This is a genomic window from Paenibacillus tyrphae (assembly GCF_000722545.1).
Classification (GTDB): Bacteria; Bacillota; Bacilli; order Paenibacillales; family NBRC-103111; genus Paenibacillus_G; species Paenibacillus_G tyrfis.
The window spans coordinates 54296-80775 of the sequence record NZ_JNVM01000005.1; the positions used below are offsets into that span (position 1 = coordinate 54296).

The following is a 26480-nucleotide window of genomic DNA, read 5'->3' on the forward strand; positions in this document are numbered from 1 at the left end:
TGCGATACTTGCGGAATCGAATCGAACAAGCCCTTGCCGGCGGCTTGTTCGATTTTTTTGTTCCGGCGCCGGTTCAGGGCTTCATCTCTCCCGGTGTGACGCCCCAATATTTGCGGAATACTTTCGTAAAATAGCTCACGTCCCGGTACCCGGCCAGCATGGCGGCATCGTATACCTTGGCGCCTTTGAGCAGCGCGGCTTTGGCGGCTTCCATCTTGCGCTCCAGCACGTACGTAGAGAACGGCTTTCCGGTTTCCTGCTTGAACAGCCTGCTTAAGTAGGACGAATTGACATACAGCCGGTCTGCGACCGTATGCAGGGTGAGCTCGGAGTCCAGCTCCTTCTCAACGATGTCCAGAATCGTCCGAACCGTATCATGGCTGATGCATTGGCGCTGGTTCTGCACGTAAGCGGCGATATGACGGACGGTGCGGCTCAGCCATGCCTGGATCTGTTCCTTCGTCGTCAGCAGCAGCGGATTCTGGAAGAACACGTAGTCTTCTCCAGTCACTTCCTTGACCCGCCAGCCTTGGCGCTGGACCGTCCGGGTCAGCAGGCTGACGAAATAGAGCACATGCTCGTGCACGTCATCCACGGACGCAGCCCGGTCCATTCCTTCCGTCCACAGCGCGGAAGCCAGCTCCTCCGCCTTGCCGGGATCGCCTGTTTCCAGCGCGATCTCCAGCCCCTTCTCCAAGGTCGGCTGCAGCGTAAGCGCGGAAGTCCCTTCCGGCTCCTCCCGGTATGGAATCGTGATATCCCGCCCGTACACTTTGCGGCACAGCAAAGCTTTGCCGGCTTGAGCGTACAGCTTGTGCAGCTCCTCCGGGCCGCCGGTCGCCCCGCAGATGCCCGCGCTTGCCGTGAGCTTCAGACATTCCTTCACTTTGCCGAGCAGCCGGGTGACTATCGTATGCGCATGCAGCAGAACGTCGTTCGGGTCCTCGTCCGGCCCCGCATCGAACAGGATGACGGTACGGCCTTCCGGATCGGTAAAGCTCCAATGCCCGGACCGTTGAAGCAGCTCGCTTACGATGCTGTGAAGGGAAAATAAGAGGAGCTGCCGGTCCTTCGGGCCAAAGCGCGTTTCCGCTTCGGGGAGCGGGTCCATATCGAGTATGGCGACCGCCAGCTGCCGGTCCGGCTCCAGATCGAGCTGCACGTCCTTGCCGTACTGCATCGCTTCGCGCAGGCTGTAAGCTCCTTCCGCCCAACGCCGGAAGAAGCTGCTGCGCAGCTGCGGCAAATGCTGCCGCCATTTCTCCTGCAGCATCGCCTGATTGCTGATCCGCTCCAGCTCCTGCCGAAGCTGTTCGGCCGCTTCAAGCACGGCTTTCAGGATTTCCACATCCCCGGCAGGCTTCAGCAAATACTTCATCACCCCGACGTCCATCGCGGCTTGTGCGAATTCAAAATTATCGTGCCCGCTCAGGATGATCAGCTTCACCAGCGGGTCCAGCTCCTGCAGCTTGCGGGCCAGCGTGATGCCGTCCATCTGCGGCATTTCGATATCCAGCAGCACAATATCCGGCTTCTTGCGTTCGAAGAGCCGCAGCGCTTCAAGCCCGTTCTCCGCCGTGCCGATCACTTCGATGCCATGGTCTTCCCACGGAATATGATGCATCAGGCTGTTCCGCAGGCGGATTTCGTCTTCGACAATGAATAAGTTCATGCCAGCTTCACCTCTTGGTGCAGACCGGGATGGGGAGGCCCCAGCTCGTGATTCTCCTTGCACTTCTCCAGCGGAAGAATCAGCGTCGTGGTCGTGCCCTGGCCCTCCGTGCTGCCTATTTGCAGTTCGGCCCGTTGGCCGTAAACGATGAGAATACGCGACATGACGTTGCGCAAGCCGAACAAGTCCTTGGGATTGCTTTGCCTATACGACAGCGTTCCCGATTCGAACGCGGCCAGCTTGGCCAGCTCGCTGCGGATATGCTCCAGCCGCGCCGGGGGAATGCCGGTTCCGTTGTCCTGCACGGTCAGCACCAGACAGCGTTCCTCGATGCGGCTGGCGATGAGCAGACGGCCGTCTCTGCGCTTTTCCAGCCCGTGAAGAATCGCATTTTCCACCAAAGGCTGCAAAATCAGCTTCAGCACGGGGATGTCCTTGCTTTCTTCGGACAGCTCGTAGCTGATCGTGAACGAATCGAGAAAACGAAGCTGCTGCACCCGGATGTAATAGTGCAGATGCGTGACCGTTTCCTCCACGGAGAACGTTTCCCGTCCTTTACTCAGGCTGAGCCGGAAGAAGTTCGATAAGTTCAGCACCATTTCGCTGATTTCGTCGGCGTCGTAATTTTTGGCGGTCCAATAAATCGAATCGAGCGTATTGTAGAGGAAGTGCGGATTGATCTGCGACTGCAAAAATTTCAGCTCCGTGTTGGCGAGCTGCAGCTGCTGCTCGTAGTAATTTTCGATCAGATGACGCTGTTCTTCGACCATCTTGTTGAAGGCCCGGGTCAAGTAACCGAGCTCGTCGGCCCGCTCGTTCTCCAGCCGGACATTAAAGTTGCCGCTTCCGACCCGCTTCATTCCCTTCAGCAGACGCTGCACGGGAGAAGCGATGCCGCTGTACACCCCCCAGGAGATGAGGCAAGCGAGCACGATGCTGATTCCGATAATAATGTAGGTATACATCCGGTTTAGGTTCGTTTCCCGGTACAATTCTTCCTTCGGCTGGGACAGCACGAGCGACCATTTGTAGTAGGCCGAATCGACCTTCGTCGAAATCTTGGACCCGCTTCGGCTGTCTTCGTCCGCGCCGGTCCGCGTCCGATCGGCGCTTTCCGTTCCCGTCACGAGATGTCCCTTATCGTTATAAAGAGCGATTTGCGCTTGCGGCGATGGCAGCAGCGACACGAGCAAGTCGAGCAGCTTGTCTTTGTTCAAAGTAATAATGAGCAGATTCGGCTCGCGGTCCGGGTTGTTGAGATCCATCGTACGGACCAGCGAAATACTGTCCGTGTCCATGACGGAGCCGAACGTCTGCCGTTCCAGAAACTCCACGTCGGGCATGACGTAAGCAATGGCGGAGCCTCCGGCCTCGGCAAGCTCCTGCAGCCCCAGCACCTGAAGCGGATGCTCGATCTTCTTGCTTCCGTTACCGGTGGACAGCAGCATCCGGGAGGAAGCGTGATACAGCGAAATTTGGGAGACCATCGGGCTGATCGAGGTGATGCTTGAGAGCTCCCTTGAGATCTCGGAAAAGTTGATATACGATTGCGCCGTCAAGTCCGGCCCCGTCTCGTTCAGCAGCTTCAGAAGGTTGTTGTTCGTGGCGGCCAGCGTCGAAATTTGCTCCACATTTTGCAGCGTGACATCGATATAATCCATCGAAGAGGTCAGCGCGCCCTTGGTCCGCTCCTCGATTTGCTCCAGCAGGATGCGCTGGGAACGGAAGTTGACGAACAGACTGACGATGACGAGAGGGACCAGCACGAGAACGAAATACACGGTGAGACGGAGCTGGATTTTTTCCGTATACCGCTTGTACAACCAAGGCCACAGTCGCATCAACGCACCTCCCGCTGCTTTTGATACCACGCGTTGACTTCCTTCGTGATTTCATCGCCGCCCTCCCTCCTCCACCAGTCGGCATACGATTCGAACTGGTCCAAAGGAATGACGCCAACGACCATTTTGACGAAAACGTCGCGGAGCGCGGACAGCTTCTTCTTGTACTTTTCCATGGCGGGAGTCGGGGGGCCCTGGAATTCGTTGCGTATGACGTTCCGCTCGACCGTCTGAATGTTCGAATACAGCTGGAAGCGGGGGCCGAGCGAATCGAGCCGCTCCTTCAATAAGGCAGGGGAAGGCACATCGACGAGCGAGGAGTACATGCCCCGGTACAGATGCTTGTCATGCTCGTCGAAATCGGTCACGATGCGCCCGTCCCGCTCGCTCCAGACTTTGTTCCGGAAGCCGAGCTTCAGCTCGCGGTTGCCTTCCCCGGCGATGAAGTTCAGCATTCGGATAGCGGCACCGGCCCGGCGGCTATGGGCGGGAACGACCTGATACTGGCGGATCAGCGAAGTCTCAGATGTGCCCTTGCGGCCTGCAGGCCCGACAGGATAATCGAGGGGAATCCACTCGGCCTGCGGGTCGTTTTTCCGGTTCAGCTCGATCGGTCCGCGCGTATCGTACCAGGTCGCCGAGAACAGCCCGACTTGGCCGGATGCGATCTTTTGATCGAGGTTCCGCTTTTTGTTGATCGGAAATTCGGGATCGAGGAGCCGCTCCGCGTACAGGCGATGGAGAAAAGTAAGCGCTTCCTTTGTTTCAGGCAAAATATCCGCATACAGCAGCTTGCCGTCCCGTTCCATCCATTGACCGAGTTGGACGCCGAACGCCCCGAAAAAAGGGGAGGACCGTCCCAAATTTTCGATGAGGATCAGTCCGAGCGTATCGTCCTTGCCGTTGCCGGCGGGGGCGTTTCGGGTAAACGCCCGAATGACCTCGTAGTATTGCTCCAGCGTTTGCGGCGGCTTCAGGCCGAGCTTGTCCAGCCAATCCTTCCGCGCGTACATCAGCTCGGTGCCGCGTATTTCATTGACGCTGGGAATCGCATAGATGTTGCCGTTGAACGTGACTTTGTCCCAGGCCTCCTTCGAGATGCCCGCCTTCAGCGCGGGGCCGTAGCGGTCGATCCAATCATTCAGCGGCTGGAGGAGGCCGCTCTTGGCATAGTTGGCTACCCAGACGTCGCTGAACACGCTCAGCATATCCGGAGGATTGCCGGAAGCCATGAGCGCGTTCAGCTTCACCTCGTATCCTTCGGAAGGCGGCAAAATGACGCGGATGTCCAGATTCGTCCGCTCCTTGATGTAATCGAGATACGGGTTCCGGTTCTCGTTCAGGCCCTCGGGGAATGTAAACCCCTGGCTGTTCAGAACGACGGAGACCGGCTCCGGCGGGACGGCTTCCGGAGAGCCGACCCGGTAACATGAAGTCAGTCCGACGATGCCAAGGATCGATGCGAGCAGCACGGAGCAACGAATCCGTTTCGCATTCACGGCCATCTACTCCTTTGGAAAAGGTGGTTTGGCTTTTACTTGCTTATCCCTCGCTCCGAAGCACGCTTTTGACCGCCTCTTGCCAGATGTCCTCATAGTTGAATTTGAAGCCGATCATCATAAAGTTGCCGATGTTGTCGATCACCATCGTCAGCATATGCGCCTTGGCCGTAATCCGCTCGTCCGGAACGACGCCAAGTTTCGCGCCGTGCGTCAGCAGCTCCTCGAACCCGCTGGCGAATCCTTCGGTCACCGCGTGGAACCGCTGCTCGTACTTCGGTTCGTTGCGGGAGCCCCGGATCAGGTATTCGTTCAGGATGCGGGGGAAGTATTCGTCCTGCCGTTGGTCCTCGATCATCCGGTAGCCGTCGGCCAGCAGCTTCGCTTCGAAGTTGTCTTTCGTATAGTCCTGGATGGAAAAGGACTTCGAAAAATCGATTTCCTTCGCGATTTCATCGAAAAGAACGTCGATCAGCACATCTTTGGAAGAAAAATGATAGTAGATCGCGGGCTTGGAAATTCCTACTTCTTTGGCGATCATGGACAGGCTTGTCTTGTCAAACCCGTGCTCCGCGAACAGCCGGTAGGCGGTTTCCAAAATTTTGGCGTAAGTTTCGTTGATAACAATCACTCCGTCAAACGTTTTGTTGTAAAATACCCCAAAAATTCCTAGTTACCAATACTTCTGCATCCCTATGTTAAATCCCTCCTTTTCGGATGAGGGACATTCTACCTACGGTAAAATAAACATGCCCTCTTCGAGAAACCGGGGAACCGGATCAAAGAGGGCTATGGCCGGGGCGGGCAAGCTTACCAAAGCAGAATCAGCGTCAAATTCGACAGCGCAAAAGCGAACACGGCGTAGTCGCGCGGGCGGAACCGGTACACGCGGATCGGCGTCCGTCCGGTATCGCCTTGGTAGCAGCGGGATTCCATCGCGACGGCCAAATCTCTGGCGCGCAGGATGGAAAGCACGAACAAGGGCAGCAGCATCGGCAGCACGCCCCGAAAGCGGGCCACTACCCCTTTGCGGTGAAAGCCTCCGCCCCGGGCCGTCTGCGCTTTGCGGATTTTGTCGAACTCGTCCAGCAGCAGCGGGAGGAAGCGAAGGGAGATGGAGAACATCATCACCGCTTCGTGCACCGGCACCTTCAGCTTCTTCAAGGGACTGAGCAGCAGCTCCAGCCCTTCCGCAAGCACGATCGGCGAAGTCGTCCGCACGAGCAGCGACAAGAGCAGCACGATCCCGGCGATCTGTTCGCACATGACGACGCCCTTGACCGCGCCTTCCGCCGAGAACGTGACGAAGCCGATCGTGATCCACGTATCCCCCGGAACGGGCGTGAGGATCGCCTGGTAAATCATCGTGGACGTAAAAAACAGCAATAAGGACAAAACAGTCAGCGCCAGCACGCGCCAAGAGAGCTTGGCAACACCCCAAAGGACGATGAGCAGCGCGAGCTGGGCACTTTTCAGAAGCAGGTGGTGGTTCAGCAGCAGACTGAGGCCGAACAGCAGCACGGCGACGATCTTCATGCGCGGGTCCCAGCGTTCCAGCCACGAGTCTCTTTTTTGGTAGATCAAATCGCTTGTTGCGGACATAGGTCAGGCGCTCCTTAAGAAAGGTAAACTGGATGGGATCGCTCCGCATACCTTCGCGCGATCCGTTGAGCGGTCTCTTCGATCGATTCGAGACGTCCGGGGAGGACGGGGGCGTCGGTGCTTGCGGACCCAAGCATTCGGCGTATAGCCAGCGCCGGAGGCTCCTCCCAGCCGAAGGCCGCCAGGAGCTGCGGGTCGGATAACAATCGCGCCGGATGCCCGTCGGCCACAAAGCGGCCATCCTTCAGCGCGATGAGCCGGGAAGCGTGCTCCAAAATTTCGTCCAGCTGGTGGCTGACCCACAGAATCGTCATCCCGTTCTCCCGGTTCAAGCGGTGCAGCAGCTCGAACAGTGCTTGACGCGAAGGCAGATCGAGGCCGGCCGTCGGCTCGTCAAGAATAAGCACGTCCGGCTCCAGCACGATGACGCCGGCGATGGCGACACGCCGCTTCTCGCCTCCGCTCAGCTCGAACGGACTCCGGCTTGCGAACACGTCATCGTCGAGGCCGACCGCGGTCATCGCAGCCCGGACCTGCGCCTCCTTCGCTTCGGGCGTCAGCCCGGCGTGCTGCAGGCCGAAGGCGATGTCCTCGAACACCGTCGCCGCAAACAGCTGATGCTCGGGATATTGAAAAATATACCCGACCCGGTCGAACAGCTCCGGACGCTTGGCGGTATGCGGATTGGTGCCGTCCAGCAGCAGCTCGCCCTCGGTCGGGGACAGAAACCCTTTGAGCAGCTGCGTGAACGTTGACTTACCCGAGCCGGATTTGCCGGCAACGGCCAGCATCTCGCCCTTGTCGATCGCCAGCCCGATTTGCCTGAGCACCGCCGGGACCGAGGAGGAAGCCTCCTTTTTGCGCCGCCGTTTGCCGTAGGCGCCATAGGTGAACGACACGTTCTTCAGCTCGATGCGCATAGCAGCTTCCTCCATTCTTCGGGCCCGGGCGAGTCGGGAACGGGAACGCCCAATCTCCGCAACGCCAGCGCCAGTCTGCGCGGGTAAGGCAGCTCCAGCCCGCAGCCGGAGAGCAGCTCCTCCTGCGTCCACAGGTCCGCGGGCTTCCCGACGGCTTGGACGCCGCCTTGCCGGAACAGCACCCAGCGGTCCGCATCGAACACTTCCTCCAGGTGGTGGGTGATGTAGATCAGCGTAAACGGATGCTCGCGACGAACCTCGTGCAGCGTCTCCACGAACTGCTTCCGGGAGACGGGGTCCAGCATCGAGGTCGCTTCGTCGAGAATCAGGCAGCGGGGGGCGAGCGCCAGCACGGAAGCCAGCGCCAGCTTCTGCTTCTCTCCGCCGGACAGCTGCGTCACGAGGCGGTCTTCGTCGGCATCGAGCCGGACCGCGTTCAGCGCCCAGCGAATCCGGCGCTGCATGTCCTCTTGCGGCCAGCCGATGTTCGACAGCCCGAAAGCGATGTCCTCGCCTACCGTTAGGCCGACCTGCTGGTTTTCCGGGTTTTGAAATACGATTTGGACGCGCCTGCGGATGGAAGGGACCGCATGGGGATCGGCGGTATCGTCGCCCTCGACAAGGATCGAGCCTTCCGTCGGCAGCTCGATGCCGTTCAGCAGCTTCGTTAGCGACGATTTGCCGGAGCCGTTCGGGCCGAGGAAAGCGACGAATTCGCCAGGCTCAAGCTCCAGGCTGACATCGCGAAGCGCCCAAACCGGAGCGTCGCCGCCGGTATAAGAAAACGATACGTTTCGAATTGAGATCATAAGTCGTAGTCACTGCCTTTCCGAAGTGGCGACCGGGCCGTAGACACTTTTTGCATCAGCGGGATCGAACAAGCCGTCCTCCGTATTCGGAATTTGCCAGAAGAAGTCGATATGCACGCCTTTTTCCGCCGCTAGCGCCAAAAAGTCCTGCATGAAGACGCCTTTCCCCGGATCGCAGGAGGGGCTTCCGCTAATGCCGAGCCCGCCTGCAATCGTGTAGCCATGATCCTGATACACCTTCAACTGCTCGACGAACGGCAGCAGAATGTTCCGGTTGTGGGCGTGAAACTCCGGCGTGTCGTACTCCTCGACCGTCATCGGGGGCCGCTCCGGCCCGAGAAACGTGAACTCGGGGCAGGGCAGCTGGACGATGCCGTATCCTTGTTCATTCGCCCAATCGACCGCCGATTTCATCACGCCCGGACTCCGGGCTTCCTCGGCGACGACGGCATTCTGATTCAGCACGCAATGGGATGCGACGATGATTTTTTTACTGCGCTGCATGGGGAGCCCCCTTCGATCCGCGTTTGGCCGGCCGCTTGAGGAGCGACTGCGGAATGCCTTTGATCACGTAGTAGACGAGCAGGGCCGACAAGATTTTGTCGATTAAATTTTCTGCCAGACGGGGCAGAAACGCGGATGCGAACAAGCTGCTGCCGGCTTGCTTCAGCCACAGCACCGCAATATCCTGTACGCCGCCCGTCAATCCGCCGAATACGCCGATCGCGATGACCGTTCCGATGGCGGGGCAGACGATGCCCAGCAGGAGGCCCGAGACGAGCGCCGACCGCAGCGTATATCCGTATTTCCGTGCGGTGTAGCCGACGATCAGGCCGACGGTGGCGTTCACAAGCGCAAAAGGAATCGACGAATAGCCGGACGTCACGCCCAGGACCAGATTGGTCAGGATGCCGACGAGCGCACCCCAGAACGGGCCATAGACGGCGGCGATAAAGATCGTGCCGATGACGTCGAGGAACAGGAACGGAATTTTCAAGCTTCCGACGACCGTTCCCGCAATGACATTGATCGCAACGGCCAAAGCGCCGAGCGTGATGATTAACGTTTTTTGATTCATGCCGAACGACCTCCAAGGATTCATAAAATAAATACCGGACTTTCTTCGATCCGTCTTCGATCAGAAGGTCTTGCTTTATTAAAGAATCCGATTCCCCCTTTGTACATAACGAGAAACGCATGGGAGCGCGGGCTTGAAGCGAAAAGGACTTCCGGCTGCGGCTCTGACGCATATTCTACAGACGAGTTGAATTGCTTAAAACCAAGTAAGTTTATCCACTTAGTTTAGTATCATTGTAGTGCTTTTTGTTTGGTTGTCAATGATGATAATTGGATGCAGTTGAAGAAAGTGGGACTTTGACTTTGCCCGCTGCCCGGGGCCGTTATTATCTATATTCCGCCGGCGGACAATTATCCTAAACCAAACCTTCCCTTGACCGGCCTGGCTTCCGAGGATACCCTATTCAAGTACGTTTATTTATTTTCTGCAATCAAGGAGTGCTCCATGCGATTTCGGGATTTTCATCCAAACGTTAAACTTCGTATTATGATGAGCTTTTTGACCGGGGCACTCGGCAGCATGGTCGTGCCGTTCATGTCCGTTTATTTTGCCAAAACGCTCGGGGCGACGGCCGCAGGTTTCGTGGCGATTTTCAATATCGTGGTGGGGCTCGTCTTCGCCACGCTGGGCGGCTATTATGCGGACCGGGTTGGACGCAAGCGCATGATGCTGATCTCCGAAGCGGCGATCGCCGCGGCTTATCTGGTCATGGCTGCCGTCAACTCGCCCTGGTGCCAATCGCCGGTCGCGACGCTCGTCATGACGGTTGTCGTCAGCGCGAGCTGGGGACTGCACAAGCCCGCCATCGAGGCGATGCTGATCGATGTGACGGAGCCGCATGCCCGCCAGGCGATGTACCGGATTTCATATTGGACCAACAATCTGTCTGTTGCCGCTGCCGGAATGATCGGAGCGATTCTGTTCGCCGATTACTTGTTCGAGCTGTTCCTCGCCGTTGGGCTCATGACGTTTGTTTCCTTCGCCGTCACCTGGGTCTTCATCACCGAAGCCTGGAAACGGCCCGAAGGCGGCCCAACCGGGGCGGCGGAGCCGAAGAAAGGCAAGCTGTGGGCCAACTACCGGCAGGTGCTGCGCGATAAAGTGTTTATGGTGTATGTCGGCGCCTTTATGCTTCTCTACTCCGTGGAGATTAATCTGGTCGACTATATCGCGATTCGTCTGGAGAAAGAAATGCGGTTGACGCCGTGGCTGCCATGGACGGACTGGCAGATTGACGGTATGGAAATGCTGGGGGTGCTGCGGACCGAGAATACGCTGCTTGTCGTTCTGCTGTCGCTTGTGATCGCAGCGCTGATCAAGCACCGCTCGGATTCGCGGATCATGTACGCGGGGCTTGCGCTCAACATCGCCGGATACAGCTTTCTCGCGTACAGCAACCAGCCGGCGCTGCTCGTGCTGATGATGTTCGTCGCGACGGTCGGCGAGCTGATTTACGTTCCGCTCAGCCAGGCATTTCTGGTGAACATCGTGCCGGATCACGCGCGCAGCTCTTATATGGCGATTAACGGCATGGGGTTCCGGGGAGGCATGATCCTGGGTGGAGTCAACATCATACTCGGCGGCGTGCTGCCGGGCTGGGGGATGGCGGTCGTAATTTTCATGACCGGGGTGGCTGGGCTGCTGATGCTCCGTTCCGTGATGCCGGTGCTGAATCAAGGGAGTTCCTCATCGAACGGCAGCAGCGCCGTGCACCTGTCGAACTGATTATGATTCAAGCGGCTGCTGCATATCCTGTTTAGGGAAAGCCGCTCGGATCCCCGGCCGCACAGGGCATGTTTACAATTGGAAAAAATAGATGCCAAGTGCCAATTTATAGTCTAGAATATAGGGTGAGAAAAAGCCGCTCACCCGCGATCGTTTAATGAACCTCCGGGAGCATTGCTTGAGTCGCGGCGAATCATGACCAAGAATTCGTCCCGGAGGGGATTATGAAAAAAACATGGTTTTACCGCTTGCTGTTCTCCTATTTTCCGATCTTTTTCAGCTTGACTTCCGTTTTAATTCTGCTCGCCTTTTTGTTCGTTAGCGACCTCTCCCGAAAAGAAACGATGAACGCAAACCAGATGTATGTGAGACATGTGATTCAGATGATCGACCACTCGCTGCGCGAAACGGACGGCATGCTGATCCATGAAATCGAGACGAACGACAAGCTCCGCACGTTTTTTCAAAGGAACGCCGGTTCGCAAAATTATTTCTCCACGTATGAGGTTTCCAAAAAAATAAACGAGCTCGTCACGTTTAACAGCTTTATCGACTCCGTCTATTTGTACCGTTTCTCGGACGGCATGGTAATCAGTCCCGCCGTGTTCGCTCCGCTCGAAAAATTCGGAGACCGGACCTTCCTGACCGGACATCTGGATTCGCGCATCCCCTATACGTTATCCGAGCGAAGAACCTATTCGGACGCCCCCGATCCGGAGAATCGGCCGCCCGCGTCGGTCATTTCCATCGTAAGAAGATATCCGCTGCTGACCGGGGAGCAGGGCGTCGTCGTCATTAACATCGCCGTGCGGGAAATTCAAAAAATGCTTGCCAGCATGTCGAGCTCCCAGGTCAGCTTTGTGGAAATTAAAGACCGGAACGGCAATCTCATCACCGATCCGCTTCCCGAGAATAACGGCAAGGAAGGGACTGTGCTGTCTCGCTTCGTATCCGATTATACGGGATGGTCGTACGAAGGCGGGGTATATGACAACCACTTGTTCCGCTATGCTTCGGTATTCTCGTATCTTTGGATTGTTTCGGGCTTCGTTGTTGTGGCGGCAGGTACCGTCTGGATGGCTTACGTGACAAGGCGGAATTACAAGCCGATCGAATCGATCATCTCGCGGATCAATGTGTACTCCATGCACAAGAGCAGCAAGCTGACGAAGAAAGCGAAGGACGAGTTCAACTTTATCGAGCAAGCGCTGGATAATTTGATCGAGAAATCGAATACGTACCAGAAGCTGCACGAAGAGGACGTAATTTACCGGCGGCGGCATTTTTTCCTGCAGCTGCTGGAAGGCCGGCGGCCTGCGAACCCGCGGGATTGGGCGACAGAGCTGGAGCTGTTCTGGACGCGGTCCCCTGGGGAAAGCATCGGCCTGGCCGTATTTGAAATTGACAAATATTCCGCGATGAAGGAACGATACTCTGTACGGGACCAATACTTATTGAAGTTCGTTCTGAACAGCGTGGTCAAAGAAATTGCCGAGCCGCTGCCGGTCACGGTATGGTCGGAGTGGACGGCGGATCACCGGCTGACGGCGCTGTTTCAAATGGCGGACGCGCAGAACGGAGACGAACAGCTTATCGCTTCGCTCGCCGAAAGCGCGAGGGCATGGGCGGAAAAAAATTTGGACTTTACCGTCACCGTCGGCGTCGGGCCGTGCATGGCGCAGGTGGACGATATTCCGCATTCGTATGCCGGTGCTTTGGCGGCGCTGGCCTATAAATCCAGCCTCGGCTTGAACCTTGTCATTCCCCACAACGAAAGGGGACTGAAGCTGCAGGGGGAGCCGTACCGGCATTTGCAGCTGATCCGCTCTCTGGCGCAAGCTTTCCGGACCGGGGGAGAGGATTGGCGGCCGATCTACAGCCAGATTTTTTCGGAGGTCAAGGATGCGCTTTTCTCCCGGGAAGAGCATGTCAATCTGATGAATTACTTCATCTACCATTTGTATCGCGAGATGATGGAGTTTCCGCCGAATGTCCGGGAGATCTGGAAAATGGAGACGCTGCCGCGGCTCAACCGGGTGCTGCATACGTTCGACCTGGTCGACGAGGTGGAGACCCAATTTCTCGATATCTTAACGGACACCGAAAAGAAAATCCGGCTTCTTCAGGAGAGCCGCAGCAAATATACCGTCATTCGGGAAGTGAGAAGCTATATCGAGCGGGAATATGCCAACCCGGATTTGTCCCTCAATCTGCTCTGTGAGGAATTCGGCTTGAACGGCAAATATTTAAGCCGCCTGTTCAAGGAAGCATTCGGGGTAAAGCTGGTGGATTACTTGGTCGGCGTCAAGGTCGAAAAAAGCAAAGAGCTGCTGGAAAATACGCAGCTGTCTTTGCAGCAAATTTCCAGTGCGGTCGGATACATGCACGTCATCTCGTTTATCCGCGCGTTCAAAAAAGTGGAGGGGACCACCCCCGGCGAATACAGGAAAAAACACGGAAAAAGCCTTTCGTGACGGAAGGCTTTTTCCGTTTGGCATATTGTGCGAAATAGGCTTATCGCTCCTTTTTCCTTTAGGCTAACGGGGTGAATCTTGTAGATTGATTTTCCAGTTCGGATAGCGCTACATTGAGCATACATTCCCCGCGGCTTCACTGGGAGGAATGCAAGTACATTAAGGCAGAGAGGAAGTCGATCGATGAACAAAAAGGGGCGGAATCGAGGGGTTGTGTTAAGCGTGGCCACCGTACTAGCGGCGGGAGCGCTGGCAGCCGGATGCAACAACCATGATGCGTCTGAGAAGAAAGGGGCCGAGGCCAATCAGACGGAACCCAAGAGAGGCAGCATTACGGTTTCCATTTACGACCGGAATAACATTCCGCCGGAGGAAGGGAATTGGGACAAAAATCGCTGGACCGAATGGGTCAACAAGCACGGGCCGGTCGATGTCAAGTATGTTCCGGTTCCGCGCTGGGAATCTTTGCAGAAATTCAATGCTTTGTTCGCAAGCGCCGCCGCTCCGGATTTAATTCTGGAGTATGATACGAATTACCGGAACCAGTGGTACGCCCAAAAGCTGCTGATGCCCTTGGACGAACTGATCGACAAGCACAGCACGATTTACAAGGAGCTGATGAGCAAGGTTCCGCTGCTCAAGAAGCTGGGCACCAAGGACGACGGGAAGCTGTATGAAATCGGCAGAGTCACTCCCCTGACGACGAACCACGCGGTTTATATTCGCGAGGACTGGCTGCAAAAGCTAAAGCTGGAAGCGCCCAAAACAACGGAGGAGCTACTGCAGGTCGCCAAAGCTTTCGCCAATCGTGATCCCGACGGCAACGGAAAAAAGGATACGTTTGGCGTCAACTTAAGTGGAAACGGTTTCACGATTGTGAATCACATGTTCGGCCACGGTCTGAACGATTGGGACGTCCGGGGCGATCGCGTTGTGCATGAATGGGATCGTCTGAAGGCGTCCGTTGCGTTCCAGAAAGCGTTGTTCGATGCAGGTCTGGTCGACAAAGACTTCCTGACGGATAAAAACGGGGAAAAGGCGAAGCAGGATTTTCTGAGCGGCAAATTGGGCATGTATTTGCATCAGGGCCTCAGCAGCAGCGATTACGACACGTTCAAGAAAAACAATCCGGACGGGAATATCGCCATTCTGCCGCTTCCGAAGAGCGAGTTCGGCCAGTTTAGCCCGGTCCTGGGGGCACCGGTGCAAATGGTCGCGGCCGTGAACGCCAAAGCGGCGGACCCGAAGGCCGTCATCCAGTATATCGATTTCATGGTTAAGCCGGAGAACGCTATCGTCATCAAGAACGGCATCGAAGGGGTGCATTGGCGCAAAGGAAGCAACGGCTGCCCGCAAAAAATCGATCCGGAAAAAAACAAAAAGGAAGTCTATACCGCCGATCTGAACATGCTGACCTCGGAGGTGCTGTTCGGCAAATGCGCCTTTGGGGATTCCATGGAAAACCCGTCGGCAACCGATAAGGCGCTCAGCGATTTGAACAGCCAGGCGAAGAAGGCCTATATCAGCAAGGAGCGTCCGGTCCCGTCCTTAAATGCGACGGCCATGCCGCTGCTTCCCGACGCGCTATCTATCGTCGTTAAAAATGTAGAGAAGCAGACCGGAACCGGCGTCGTCCGCGGCGACATTTGGATGAAGGCGATCGTGAATGGTCCCGGCTTTACGGCGGATCAGGCGCTTAGCGAAGCGAAGGCCGTTTGGGAGCAGGCCGGAGGGGCGAAAGTGGACGAATTTTATGCGAAATGGTACTCGGATAACAAGAATGCGCTGTTCCTCCTGGACGATTTGTACGCCTTCGACGAGCAGATTCAGCAGTTTAACCGGGGAAGAACAGAACCGTGAAAGCGTGGAAAGGGGATGATCCTATCCAAAAGCAGACGCTGTTGTATCCGATGAAGCCTTCCGAAGCTCATACTTCCGTCCGCAGACTCCAAAGAAAAAGGCTGAAGCAAAATGTGCCGTTAATTTTGATGTTTATTCCGGTCATCGCCTTTTTTGTGGCCTTCCGGTATATTCCGATTCTCGGCAATGTGATCGCTTTTAAGCAGTATAACCTGATGCAGGGCATCTGGGGGAGCCCATGGATCGGTCTGGACAATTTCAAGATCATATTCAGCAACCCCCAGACGCTTCAGATCGTGAAAAACACCTTTCTGCTGAGCTTCTTCGGCATTGTGATCGGGTTTCCGTTCCCGATTCTGGTCGCGGTCATGCTGAACGAAGTGCGCAGGATGTGGTGGAAAAAGACGGTGCAGACGCTTTTGTATTTGCCGCACTTTTTCTCCTGGGTCATTATCGGGGGGATCGTCGTTACGCTGTTCGGGTCTCAGGCCGGCGTCGTGAATGCACTGCTGGAGCAATGGACGGGCGCGAAGTATCCGTTTCTGTACCAGGCCGGCTCCTGGCTGACGATCTTTTTCGGCTCAAGCGTTTGGAAGGAAGCCGGCTTCGGGGCCATTATTTATTTGGCCGCGATGAGCTCGATCGATCCGCATTTGTACGAAGCGGCGAGCATGGACGGGGCTTCGAAGCTAAGACAGATCTGGCACATCACCCTACCCGGCATTGTTCCGACGGCGACCATCATGCTGATCCTTTCGATGGGGCGCGTCATGGATGTCGGCTTCGATCCGATCTACAACCTGCAGAACGCCGTCGTGTCGGACGTATCGAACGTCATCAGCACGTACATTTACACGATCGGGATCCAAAACGGGCTTTACAGCTTGACGACGTCCATGGGACTGTTCGAATCCGTGATCGGGCTCATTTTGGTCGTCGGCGCAAACCGGATCGCCAGAAGATTCAACCAATCGTTATGGTGAACGAACAAGGAGGGCGACGATGAAGCTATCGTTCGGAGAAAAAATATTTTACTGCGTGAACAATCTGCTGCTGGTCGCGGCCGGTCTTAGCTGTCTGCTGCCGCTGCTTAACATCGTCTCGATGTCCTTCAGCGACTATTCCGCCATCGCCTCGGGCTTCGTCGGGATCTGGCCGGTCGGGTTCAGCCTCGACTCCTACAAAGCTTTGATCGACGGGACGCCGATTGTCAACTGCTTTAAAAATAGCGTGGTCATCACGGGAGTCGGCGTCGTCCTGAGTATGGTCTTCACGATCTTGGCCGCTTTCCCGCTGTCGAGAGCGTACTTTTATGCGAGAAAAGCGTTCACGCTGGCCATCGTGTTCACGATGCTGTTCGGGATTCCCACCATTCCGGCTTTTTTGGTGAACCGCTCCTTGGGCATTATCGATACGTACTGGGCGCTCTGGCTTCCCGGCTTGATCAGCGCTTACAATTTGATGGTGCTGAAAACGTTTTTCGAGAACGTGCCGGCCGAAATCGAAGAGGCCGCCCGGATCGACGGCTGCGGCGATTGGCGGCTGCTGATGCAGATCGTCCTGCCTCTGTCGATGCCGGTTCTGGCGACGCTGACCCTGTTTTACGGCGTCGGCTACTGGAACGCGTTCCAGGGCTTGTTAATTAACATTAACGATCCCGCGAAGTACAATCTGGCCGTCATGGTGCAGAACATGATTGCGAATCAATCGCTGCTCCAAAGCTTGAACAACCTGCAGCAGCAGGAGCTGGAGCAGTTAATTACGCCCGAATCGATCCGGTCGGCGGGGGTGGTTGTGATGCTTGTTCCGCTGCTGCTGGTATACCCCTTTATGCAGAACTATTTTGTCAAAGGGGTCATGATCGGCGCGGTCAAAGGATAAGGATGTAGGGAAAGGGGCTGGCAGTTTGGGCAACAACGGAAGGGCTGCTGAGGTAACCCCGAAGGGAGAAAGTGCATATTTTGCAGAGGGGGTTCATCCATGAAAGCAAAGAGATGGAACAAAGCCTGTGTGACAAGCACTGCCGCCGTTCTTGGCGCGGGTATGCTTGTGGCGGGCTGCAACGGCAGCAGCGTGCCGGACGATAAGGCGGGTCAGCAGGAAGGAAAGAGAGGCAGCCTGACGGTGTCGATCTACGACCGGAATAACATTCCGCCGGAAGAAGGGAATTGGGACAAGAACCGCTGGAGCGAATGGATCAACAAGAACGGTCCGGTTCAGGTCAAATATGTTCCGGTTCCGCGCTGGGAATCTTTCCAGAAGTTCAACGCCTTGTTCGCCAGCGCCGCGGCTCCGGATTTAATCCTGGAATACGATACGGGGTACAGAAACCAGTGGTATGCCCAGAAGCTGCTGATGCCTTTGGACGAGGTCATCGATAAATACAGCACCACGTATAAAGAGCTGATGAAGCAGTTTCCCCAGTTAAAAAAGTTGGCGACCAAAGACGACGGGAAAATTTACGAAATCGGCAGAATTTCCCCGCTTACCGCAGGGCACCGCGTTTACATTCGCGAGGACTGGCTGCAGAAGCTGAACCTTCAGGCTCCCAAAACGACGGAAGAGTTTTTTAACGTAGCGAAGCTGTTCGTGGAACAGGACCCGGACGGAAACGGCAAAAAAGATACGTTCGGTCTCAATTTGAGCGGCAACGCCCCCTCGATCATTCAGCATATGTTCGGGTTCGGAGAAGTCCAGTGGCGCTTCGAAAACGACAAGTTCGTGCATGAGTGGGACCGTTTGGCGGCGGCGGTTGCTTTTCAGAAAAAGCTGTTTGACGCCGGTATGGTCGACAAAGATTTCCTGACGGATAAAAACGGGGAGAAAGCGAAGCAGGATTTCCTCTCCGGCAGGCTCGGCATGTATTTGTTTCAGGATTTCCCGAGCGAGAAGGATTTCGATACGTTCAAGAAAAACAATCCGAACGGCAAGCTTGCGATCCTGCCGCTGCCGAAATCTGAATTCGGCCAGTTCAGTCCGGCGGTCGGCAGCCCGATTCAGATGATCGGCGTGCTGAACGTCGCAGCCAAAGACCCGAAATCGGTCATGCAGTACATCGATTTTATGATTAAACCGGAAAACGCGTTAACTATTCAATACGGCTTGGAAGGCACGCATTGGAGCAAGGACGAGAACGGCTGCCCGCAGCCGATCGACGCCGAGAAGAACAAGAAGGAAGTATCGTATACGGCCGATCTTGGCATGATGGCCTCCCGGCTGCTGTACGGCAAATGCGGATTTGATTCGTACCGGCCGCAGAAGACGGAAGCGCAAAAGGAATTGCGCGAGCTGGCGCTGCAGGCCAATGCCGCCTACGTTTCGAGAGAGCGGCCGATCCCTACCCTGAAGCCGGAATACTTGCCCGTGCTGCCGCAGGAGCTTGCCATCATCGTCAAAAATTCCGATCAGCAGCTCAAGGATATTTGGATTAAGGCGGTTGTCGGCGGAAACGGCTATACGGCGGAGCAGGCATACAAAGACGCGAAGGAGTTATGGGAAAAGGCGGGCGGCACCCGGGTGGACGACTTCTACGCCAAATGGTACGCGGAGAATAAGCCGAAAGCATTTATGCTGGAGGATTTATATAAATTCGGCGAAGACGCCGAGAAATTGTATTCCAATAAATAAGATTCCCTTGCGCAGCATGTCTGTCCGTCTGTTCCCATAGGGTGGGAGGCGTCCGTTTTCTCACCCTGCATGTTCCTCTATTTGAAGGGAGGTGCCCAAATCATTTGTGATGAAACCTGTTTTGTAAACGCTGTCAATGTCGCGAATTTTGTATGGGGAGGAATCCGCTTTGACAGAGAAAATAACGAAAGGGTTGGCAAGCTTTTGGCTGGTGGTATTTCTGTTGTTCGGCCATGTCCCTCTCCCCTTGGGAACTGCTCCGGTCGTGGAGGCACAGGCACTCTCACCCCCCTCAAATTTGACCTCTGTTTGGCGGACCGATACCTCGGTTCATTTGACGTGGACCGCTTCTTCCTCCGGCAGTGCGGTCATCGGTTACGACGTCTATAATGGCAATGCATTGATTGGAAGTACGAGCGGCTCATCCGACTATTGGGCAACCGGGCTGACTCCGGGCGGAAGCTATACGTTTACGGTGCGGGCCAAAGACGCGTCGGGGAACGTTTCGGCGCCAAGCAGTCCGTTCGCCGTTCTGCCGGGCGCGCTTGACCGGGGACTCTGGACCACCACCGCGTCTTCCAGTGCCAGCGGCGCACCACCCTCCTTGGCGGTGGACGGCAGCCTATCCACCCGCTGGAGCAGCGGAGCGGCACAAGCCTCAGGGATGTGGTTCCAGATCGATACGGGACCGGGGGATAAAACGTATCATAAGCTGGTGCTGGACGCCGGAGTTTCCGCCGGCGATTACCCCCGGGGGTATGAAGTCATCGTGTCCGACGACGGGACGAATTGGAGCGCGCCGATCGTCTCGGGTGCGGGGAGTTCTTCCGTCGTGACGATCGATTTTCCGCAGCAAACCGCCCGATATGTCCGGATCACGTTGACGAAAAGCTCTGGGCCATGGTGGTCGATCTACGATTTGAATCTGTACGGCGCCATGCAGCCCGATACCCAAGCGCCGACCGTTCCCGGCGGCCTGAAAGATTCCGACGTGACGGATCATGAGATCCGGCTGTCTTGGAATGCTTCTACAGACAATGTGGCTGTTTTTGCATACGATATTTATCTTGGTCCGGACTTCATCGGTTCCACGAAATCGACGGACTATAAGGTATCCGGGCTTTCCCCGAGAACCGCCTATTCGTTTACGATCCGGGCCAGAGACCCGGCGGGCAACGTTTCTGCACCGGCCGGACCCTATGCGGTGACTACGCAGGATAAGCTGGATCGCACGCTCTGGAAGGTGACGGCCTCGTCGAGCGGCAGCACTTCCTCGCCGGGCATGGCGGTCGACGGCATCCTATCCTCCCGGTGGACCAGCGGGGCGCCGCAAGCTCCGGGGACGTGGTTCCAGATCGATACCGGACCGGGGGATAAAACGTATAACAAGCTGCTGCTCGATGCCGGAGCCTCCGCCGGAGATTATCCCCGCGGATACGAGGTTACCGTTTCCGACGACGGTGTGAATTGGAGTGCGCCGGTTACATCGGGTACGGGCACTTCTTCTGTCGTGGCGATCAGTTTCCCGCAGCAAACCGCCAAATATATCCGAATTTCGTTAACAAAAACCTCAGGCTTATGGTGGTCTATCCATGAGCTGCATCTTTACGGCGTCATGGCTCCCGACGACGAACCTCCCACCACTCCCGCTCATTTAACCGCCACCAAAATACTCGATACGGAAGTCGATCTTACCTGGGAAGCCTCAACGGATAACGTTGCCGTGGTAGGATACAATGTGTACGCCGGTTCCACATTCATTGGCTATACTTCGGCTACGAGCTACAAGGCAGAGGATCTCACTGCCAAAACGGCCTATACGTTTACCGTACGCGCCAAAGATTTGTCGGGCAATCTGTCGCCGCCGAGCGCCCCCCTGGCGATAACCACGCAGGATGTCATCGCGCTGCCTCTGGTGGCCAGGTACGAAATGGAGCCGGACCCCTCGAATCCGACGCTGCTGCGGGACGATAGCGGATATGGACAGAACGGCACCATCAGCCCCCCGGCCTCCTTCGAAGACGGACGGGAAGGCGGCGGAAAGGCGTTAAAGTTTACCGGACCGAATGAAGCTATGGTTGCTGCTCCCACTTCTCCCACGGGCATGCTAAACAATCTTTCTTCCAAGTTTACGATTAGCGCCTGGATCAAGCCGGACGATTTGAACGGGCATCAGCCCATCGTCACGAAGCGTGACGCCAACTGGAAGGGATCGACGTTTTATTTGAGACTTACCGGGAATCGTCTGGGGTTTGCGGCGGATTACGGGGAGAAATGGTACGACTGGTCCTTTCCTTCGGATTCGATCGTGGCCGGGCAATGGTGTCATGTCGCAGTAACCTTCGAAAAAAACGTCGGCGTTAAATTTTACGTGAACGGCAAGCTCATCGGCAGCGTCGACGGCTCTGCGGTATTCACGGATGCGCTGCCGAACTTTGTGAACATGATGCTGGGCACGGAGTGGCATTGGGACCCTGCGACAAGATCGATGCGTCAATACGGGTTCCGGGGTTCGATCGATTCTTTGCATATTTATGCGGCCCCTCTGACCTCCGGCCAGATCAAAGCGGATATGGCTAACACGATGAAGATCCGTCCGGCGGAGCCGAGCGATTTCACGTTCCCGGAGAAATGGGCGACCTTCCGATTGGTCCGGTACGACATGCCGAACGGCTTGTTTACGAACGGCAGCGCCAAAATCCACCAAACGGCCGTGCGCAAGGAAGGCCCCGATGCGGTGGATTGGCCCAGAATCACGCTGAACATCCCCCAGGCGGATCAAACGAAAAGCACGGTAGAACCCTTCGCCGATGGAGCCGAATTCAAGACGGATATTTTGCTGCAGCGCGAGCCGGAAAGCATGCCGCTCCTACAGGAGCCCTACGATAACGTGCTGCAGCCCGGCAATCATTGGATACGCGGGGTACAATGGCGCTGGGGCCAGACGTACATGTACACCGCCGACAGAACAGCCAGGTCGTGGGCTTGGGATTACGAGCTCTGGACGTTTCCGGTGAAGATCGAGGGAACTGGGCCGGGAGCCGTTAAAAACGTCGTGCTGAAAGCGGACGGGGCGGAGATTTATAACAGCGGGGCGAATGTATACGATTCTCTGACCCTGCTGCTGCCTCAAAATGAAGACGGCAAGCCTTACGAGCTGTGGGTTGACGGACGCGGACCGGTTCGATTCGACGCGGGACTTCAGCCGGTCGAAGCCGGCAATCCAAAGGATGTCCCGTTTGCGTTCGCTCTGACCGTTCCCGGCAGCGGGCCGGCCATTACCGTAAAATCGCTGGACCGTCCGGAAACGTTCCCGAATCAGGCGGCATGGGATGCGGATGCGGCGTCGCTCTCGGAGGCGAAGCCTGTCACGCCCGGCTATGTCCCGGATCGTTCGTCGATCGCCCGTCATCTGGGGGTCGATGTTCCCCGATCGCCGGAGACGATCAACTTCGTTTATATGTCGCACGGCATGAGCTCCGGCGGATTTTACCACTCCGAGCATAAACAGGTGGCCTCGATGTATCAGACTCTGGGTTCCGTAGAGGACTATGCCGATTATGTCAGCGATACCGGTTACGACCGCGTATTCGAATTCAGCAACTTTACCGATGCGGACAGTCCAGTCAGCCAGGAAAAGATGGCGGCGGCGCTGGAAAAACGGGGCGTTCAGTTCGGCTTCGTTCCGCTCACGGACATCAACGGCATCGATATGCGCAATGCGAATTTGGCGTTTTACGCCTATAATTTGCCCGATTACCGCGCACCGTTGTATCGGAACGTCCAGCTCAGCCTGCAGCGGTTTCAGGTGTATCCGAACATGACGGGCATAAGCATCGGCGCAGACAACGCCGACTATGTGCCGTATTGGGATTGGGCGCCGCCTATCCCGAACCGTCCGTGGGGGATGGCGTATACCGCATTCCAGAGGGCCCGAGGTTTGCCGCTTACGACGCCGATCGCTCCCAGCGTGCAGGGCTGGTATCAGCCGAAGGCGCACGAGTATTTCGCGAATTCCTCCAAGCCGTTCCTTGACTACATCGATCGGTACGACGAAACCTTCAAGCAATACGGTTATTTTGTCAAGGCGGTCTCCGAAGTCAATGACGGCTATATCACCACGACCGGGTCATTCGGAAGCTCGCCCGGCGTCGGCGGACACGGAGGATGGCCCTGGGGGACGGTTCCCGCCAAGCCTATGCATGATCAGATGCCGGTACAGACCGGTTACGACTGGAATGAATTGAACACCTCCAAGCCGATGCATGTGGTTGCTTTGCTGGACCGTCTGCGCAGCTATTATCCGAACAAAACGACATGGGCGATACCGGACGATTTCAGCTTGTTTTTCGGCAAGATGGACCGGGAAAAAGCTTATGCGCTGGCCTTGACCCGGGGCATTCAGGCGATCGGCACGAATGTGCTGCCGAACAATAAGGGCGATCTCGCCAAGCCTCAGATGATCGCGGAACAGAAAGAGCTCTATTCCTGGATTCGTAAATACGGCGGCGCCTATGCAATGACCGAGCCGACGCCGACGATCGGGATCATGTATGTCAACAAGCAAGCCCTGCTGCGGGGCATCGTCGGCAAAGATCCGACGGACGAGGATCTGCTCAAAGGCTCCCACGAAGGAAAAGTGACGGAAGCGATGTTCTTCACCCACGCCGCCGGGTGGTCGTCGAAAGTGATCACGCCGGAAGAGCTGAAGAAAGGGCTGCCGTCATCCATTAAGGCCATACTGCTCGTAGGATTGAACAACTTCGACGACAGCTGGCACTGGTACGACGACGGCATTGCTGGCGACCTTCAAGGCTTCGTAGACCGGGGAGGTCTCATTCTGAAGGATGACGAATCCGTATCTCCCGTACCGTCCGTGGCGACCGGCATGCAGGTCCGGGCCTATCTGAAGCAAAGCGATACGGATCAGACCAATCTGCTGCTGGAGCGGAATGCGGACAACATCGTCAAGCTGAAAAGCGCCATGGCGTCGGTCACGAAGCCGGTTGCCGTCACTGATAGCAGTACGGTCTGGGCGATTCCGACCCGTTCCGGAGATACGCAATATGTGACGGTGGTCAATCAAAAGCATGAACAGCCCGACGATACGCAGCATCTGATCGGACAAACGGGCTCGGTCACGTGGAATACGGAGCGCCCGATCTATGATGTGCGAAAAGGCAGAAAGCTGACCGTTCAGGAAGCGACTTATGTCGATTTGAAATCCGAAGGCTTCCAATGGTACGCCCTTCCGCCTGCCGAAATAACGGTGCCTTCCGTTACCGTAACCAAAGGCTCTTCCGGATTTTACGAGGCTTTCGCGTCCGTTCGCAATCCGGACCCGATGACCGGTATCCCGGTCGAATTGACCGTAACGCATCAGACGAGCGGCGATACGGCAACGGTATATTCGGCGACAGGTCTGACCGCGAAGCTGCCCTTGAAGGACTCGGACCAACCCGGAACGTATACGGTAACCGTCAAAGAATTGCTCAGCGGGCTGTCTTCCGGCACGCAGGTCGTCATCCAAGGGTCTAAAGAGCCGGCAGCCCCTTCTCCGGTGAAATTGTACAGGGAAGACGGCATTCGCGAATTCGCGGAAAGAACGAATGTGCCTCTGACGGTCGCTTTGACGGCAGCGCAAAACAACGACCCGGCCATTGTGGAGCAAGCGAACCGTCTTGTGCAGTATTACCGCAGCGAAGGCCGCCAAGTCCGGCTGGGCCTTGCCGAACCGAATGGGGCCGTGACCGGGCTGCAGGAATACAAATCGTCGTATGTCAAATATCCGCAATGGAAAACGATCGAATCCGATCTTGTCCTCATCGGCAACACGTCGAATAACGTCCTGCTCCTCGATCAAGCCAGAGGGTATCTGCTGTTCGAGCAAGGCGACCATTTATCGGCCGGCGGGGCGGCGGTCAGCTACGCCAATTCTCCGTTTGTCGGCGAGTATCACACGGTGAATATTATCGCGAACGATCTAAGCGGAATAAAAGCCGCCGTCAACACCTTGATCGGCTTACCTTCGGCAGCGTTGAAAGCACCGAAATTCGTGACGACGAACCGCATCTCCGATACCGGCGTGGAGCTGGCATGGTCGGGAAGCGACGGCGCGTTGGGCTACACGATCGAACGGCGGGATAACGGTGATGCCGAGTGGCAGCAAATCGGCTATGTTTCCAGCGGGATGACGAGCTTCAACGATTCGCGCCTGACCCCGGACAAAATGTACGCGTATCGCCTGAAAGCTTTTAACTTGGCCGGCGTTTCGGACTATAGCGAGCCGATCCGCGTGATCACGACGAGCCAAGGAGATGCCGGTCCGGAGCTTACCCGCATAGAGACGGACGGCGTAACCGGGGAAGGGAAATTTAACAACAAAACCGTAGCCGTCACCTTCGTGGTTGGCGACCGGGTGAAGACAACGAAATACAAGCTGAACAATAACGCTTGGAAAACCGTCACGGGAGCCGTGTATATCGCAGACGAGGGAATTCACACGCTGCAATATTATTCCGAGGACAAATCCGGAAACGTAGAACGAACGAAGCGGGCGGTAATCGGCATCGACAAAAAAGCGCCTGTGACCGTCGCCAACGTACCCAGAGGGTGGAAGAACACGCCGCAGCTGGTCCAATTGCGGGCATCCGATAACTTAAGCGGAGTCGCGAAAACTTTTTACAGCGTGAGCAACGGCATTCCTGGCAGCGGACCCGGCGGCAATGTCAGTGTCACTAATAACGTATACGGCGATGTACATGGCGATTATACGGTTACCACGAACGTGTACGGGAACGTATACGGCAATTACAGCATAGCCAACAACGTGTATGGGAACGTGTACGGCGATTACACCGTCACCACCAACGTGTATGCCGACAGCAAGATGGAAGAGGCGGAGGGAAGCGTCGTTCCCGTTACGCTGGAGGGCATCAACACGATCCGCTACTACAGCATAGACGCTGCCGGCAATAAGGAGAGCGTCAAGACGGCGGTCGTCACGCTGGACTACACGCCGCCGAAGATCGAGCTCGTCACCCCGCTTTCGTTCAAGCGGTCCGAGCCGGTGAGGGTGAAGCTTCAGATCAGCGACGCGCTGAGCGGAGTATCGCAGTCCACGGTAACGTTTAACGGACGCGTGAGGGGCACCTCCTTTGTCCTTAATCCTTATTCGCTTCCGACGGGAGATTACGCGTTGGCCGTGAAATCGTTCGACCGCGCGGGAAATTACAGCGAGAAGACATTCATTATCCGCATTTTGGACCGATGATCCGCTTCTTCCGCAGCAAGGAAAAGTAATTCGTTGAAAACGCAAGTACCGGGGCAGCCGAAGCTTTTCTGGCGGCAGTTCCGGTACTTGCGCTTTTAGC

Annotated in this window: 16 protein-coding genes; 7 read left to right on the plus strand and 9 right to left on the minus strand. The window is 56.3% G+C overall.

Features of this window, described 5'->3' with window-relative positions:
• Window positions 1-73: 73 nt before the first annotated feature.
• The 9 genes from ET33_RS06050 to ET33_RS06090 all read right to left on the minus strand — a co-directional run bounded on the left by ET33_RS06050 (window position 74) and on the right by ET33_RS06090 (window position 9421).
• A complete protein-coding gene (locus ET33_RS06050; protein ID WP_036677932.1) occupies window positions 74-1672 on the minus strand; it encodes a response regulator transcription factor in 1599 nt (532 codons plus the stop codon).
• A complete protein-coding gene (locus tag ET33_RS06055; protein WP_036677935.1) occupies window positions 1669-3513 on the minus strand; it encodes a sensor histidine kinase in 1845 nt (614 codons plus the stop codon). The genes ET33_RS06050 and ET33_RS06055 overlap by 4 nt, the downstream gene beginning before the upstream one ends.
• The gene (locus ET33_RS06060) at window positions 3513-5018 is read right to left on the minus strand and encodes an extracellular solute-binding protein (RefSeq protein WP_036677945.1); all 1506 of its coding nucleotides are present in this window, start codon (window positions 5016-5018) and stop codon (window positions 3513-3515) included. Before ET33_RS06060 ends, ET33_RS06055 begins: the two co-directional genes overlap by 1 nt.
• Window positions 5019-5055: 37 nt before the next feature.
• A complete protein-coding gene (locus tag ET33_RS06065) occupies window positions 5056-5643 on the minus strand; it encodes a TetR/AcrR family transcriptional regulator (protein WP_200879187.1) in 588 nt (195 codons plus the stop codon).
• Between the two features lie 179 nt (window positions 5644-5822).
• On the minus strand, window positions 5823-6614 hold the full coding sequence (locus ET33_RS06070) for an energy-coupling factor transporter transmembrane component T family protein (RefSeq protein WP_036677946.1): 792 nt from the start codon (window positions 6612-6614) through the stop codon (window positions 5823-5825).
• Window positions 6615-6628: 14 nt separating this feature from the next.
• Complete coding sequence (locus tag ET33_RS06075) at window positions 6629-7534, minus strand: ATP-binding cassette domain-containing protein (protein ID WP_036677948.1); 906 nt, start codon at window positions 7532-7534, stop codon at window positions 6629-6631.
• On the minus strand, window positions 7519-8343 hold the full coding sequence (locus ET33_RS06080) for an ATP-binding cassette domain-containing protein (RefSeq protein ID WP_036677952.1): 825 nt from the start codon (window positions 8341-8343) through the stop codon (window positions 7519-7521). Before ET33_RS06080 ends, ET33_RS06075 begins: the two co-directional genes overlap by 16 nt.
• 9 nt (window positions 8344-8352) lie before the next feature.
• On the minus strand, window positions 8353-8847 hold the full coding sequence (locus ET33_RS06085) for a CD3072 family TudS-related putative desulfidase (RefSeq protein WP_036677955.1): 495 nt from the start codon (window positions 8845-8847) through the stop codon (window positions 8353-8355).
• Window positions 8834-9421 (minus strand): CD3073 family putative ECF transporter S component, encoded by a 588-nt coding sequence (locus tag ET33_RS06090; RefSeq protein WP_036677957.1) that lies wholly within the window; start codon window positions 9419-9421, stop codon window positions 8834-8836. The genes ET33_RS06085 and ET33_RS06090 overlap by 14 nt, the downstream gene beginning before the upstream one ends.
• A gap of 444 nt (window positions 9422-9865) precedes the next feature.
• Between ET33_RS06090 and ET33_RS06095 the strand changes: the two genes are divergently transcribed.
• The 7 genes from ET33_RS06095 to ET33_RS06125 all read left to right on the plus strand — a co-directional run bounded on the left by ET33_RS06095 (window position 9866) and on the right by ET33_RS06125 (window position 26380).
• Window positions 9866-11146, plus strand: coding sequence for an MFS transporter (locus ET33_RS06095; protein WP_036677960.1), 1281 nt, complete (start codon window positions 9866-9868; stop codon window positions 11144-11146).
• Between the two features lie 224 nt (window positions 11147-11370).
• On the plus strand, window positions 11371-13620 hold the full coding sequence (locus tag ET33_RS06100) for a helix-turn-helix domain-containing protein (RefSeq protein ID WP_036677963.1): 2250 nt from the start codon (window positions 11371-11373) through the stop codon (window positions 13618-13620).
• A gap of 183 nt (window positions 13621-13803) precedes the next feature.
• Window positions 13804-15480: an extracellular solute-binding protein gene (locus ET33_RS06105; RefSeq protein WP_036677966.1), complete on the plus strand. Its 1677-nt coding sequence runs from the start codon at window positions 13804-13806 to the stop codon at window positions 15478-15480.
• Complete coding sequence (locus ET33_RS06110) at window positions 15477-16463, plus strand: ABC transporter permease (protein ID WP_081890216.1); 987 nt, start codon at window positions 15477-15479, stop codon at window positions 16461-16463. Before ET33_RS06105 ends, ET33_RS06110 begins: the two co-directional genes overlap by 4 nt.
• Window positions 16464-16482: 19 nt before the next feature.
• Window positions 16483-17361 carry a carbohydrate ABC transporter permease gene (locus ET33_RS06115; RefSeq protein WP_036677969.1) on the plus strand — a complete coding sequence of 293 codons (879 nt, stop codon included), beginning with the start codon at window positions 16483-16485 and terminating at the stop codon, window positions 17359-17361.
• Window positions 17362-17460: 99 nt separating this feature from the next.
• Window positions 17461-19107: an extracellular solute-binding protein gene (locus ET33_RS06120; RefSeq protein WP_051775128.1), complete on the plus strand. Its 1647-nt coding sequence runs from the start codon at window positions 17461-17463 to the stop codon at window positions 19105-19107.
• A gap of 169 nt (window positions 19108-19276) precedes the next feature.
• Complete coding sequence (locus ET33_RS06125; RefSeq protein WP_161783524.1) at window positions 19277-26380, plus strand: discoidin domain-containing protein; 7104 nt, start codon at window positions 19277-19279, stop codon at window positions 26378-26380.
• Window positions 26381-26480: the final 100 nt, after the last annotated feature.

Coding starts and splice junctions, on each gene's coding strand:
- ET33_RS06050 (WP_036677932.1), bottom strand. CDS start 1,672: ATGAACTTATTCATTGTCGAAGACGAAATCCGCCTGCGGAACAGCCTG.
- ET33_RS06055 (WP_036677935.1), bottom strand. CDS start 3,513: ATGCGACTGTGGCCTTGGTTGTACAAGCGGTATACGGAAAAAATCCAG.
- ET33_RS06060 (WP_036677945.1), bottom strand. CDS start 5,018: ATGGCCGTGAATGCGAAACGGATTCGTTGCTCCGTGCTGCTCGCATCG.
- ET33_RS06070 (WP_036677946.1), bottom strand. CDS start 6,614: ATGTCCGCAACAAGCGATTTGATCTACCAAAAAAGAGACTCGTGGCTG.
- ET33_RS06075 (WP_036677948.1), bottom strand. CDS start 7,534: ATGCGCATCGAGCTGAAGAACGTGTCGTTCACCTATGGCGCCTACGGC.
- ET33_RS06080 (WP_036677952.1), bottom strand. CDS start 8,343: ATGATCTCAATTCGAAACGTATCGTTTTCTTATACCGGCGGCGACGCT.
- ET33_RS06085 (WP_036677955.1), bottom strand. CDS start 8,847: ATGCAGCGCAGTAAAAAAATCATCGTCGCATCCCATTGCGTGCTGAAT.
- ET33_RS06090 (WP_036677957.1), bottom strand. CDS start 9,421: ATGAATCAAAAAACGTTAATCATCACGCTCGGCGCTTTGGCCGTTGCG.
- ET33_RS06095 (WP_036677960.1), top strand. CDS start 9,866: ATGCGATTTCGGGATTTTCATCCAAACGTTAAACTTCGTATTATGATG.
- ET33_RS06100 (WP_036677963.1), top strand. CDS start 11,371: ATGAAAAAAACATGGTTTTACCGCTTGCTGTTCTCCTATTTTCCGATC.
- ET33_RS06105 (WP_036677966.1), top strand. CDS start 13,804: ATGAACAAAAAGGGGCGGAATCGAGGGGTTGTGTTAAGCGTGGCCACC.
- ET33_RS06115 (WP_036677969.1), top strand. CDS start 16,483: ATGAAGCTATCGTTCGGAGAAAAAATATTTTACTGCGTGAACAATCTG.
- ET33_RS06120 (WP_051775128.1), top strand. CDS start 17,461: ATGAAAGCAAAGAGATGGAACAAAGCCTGTGTGACAAGCACTGCCGCC.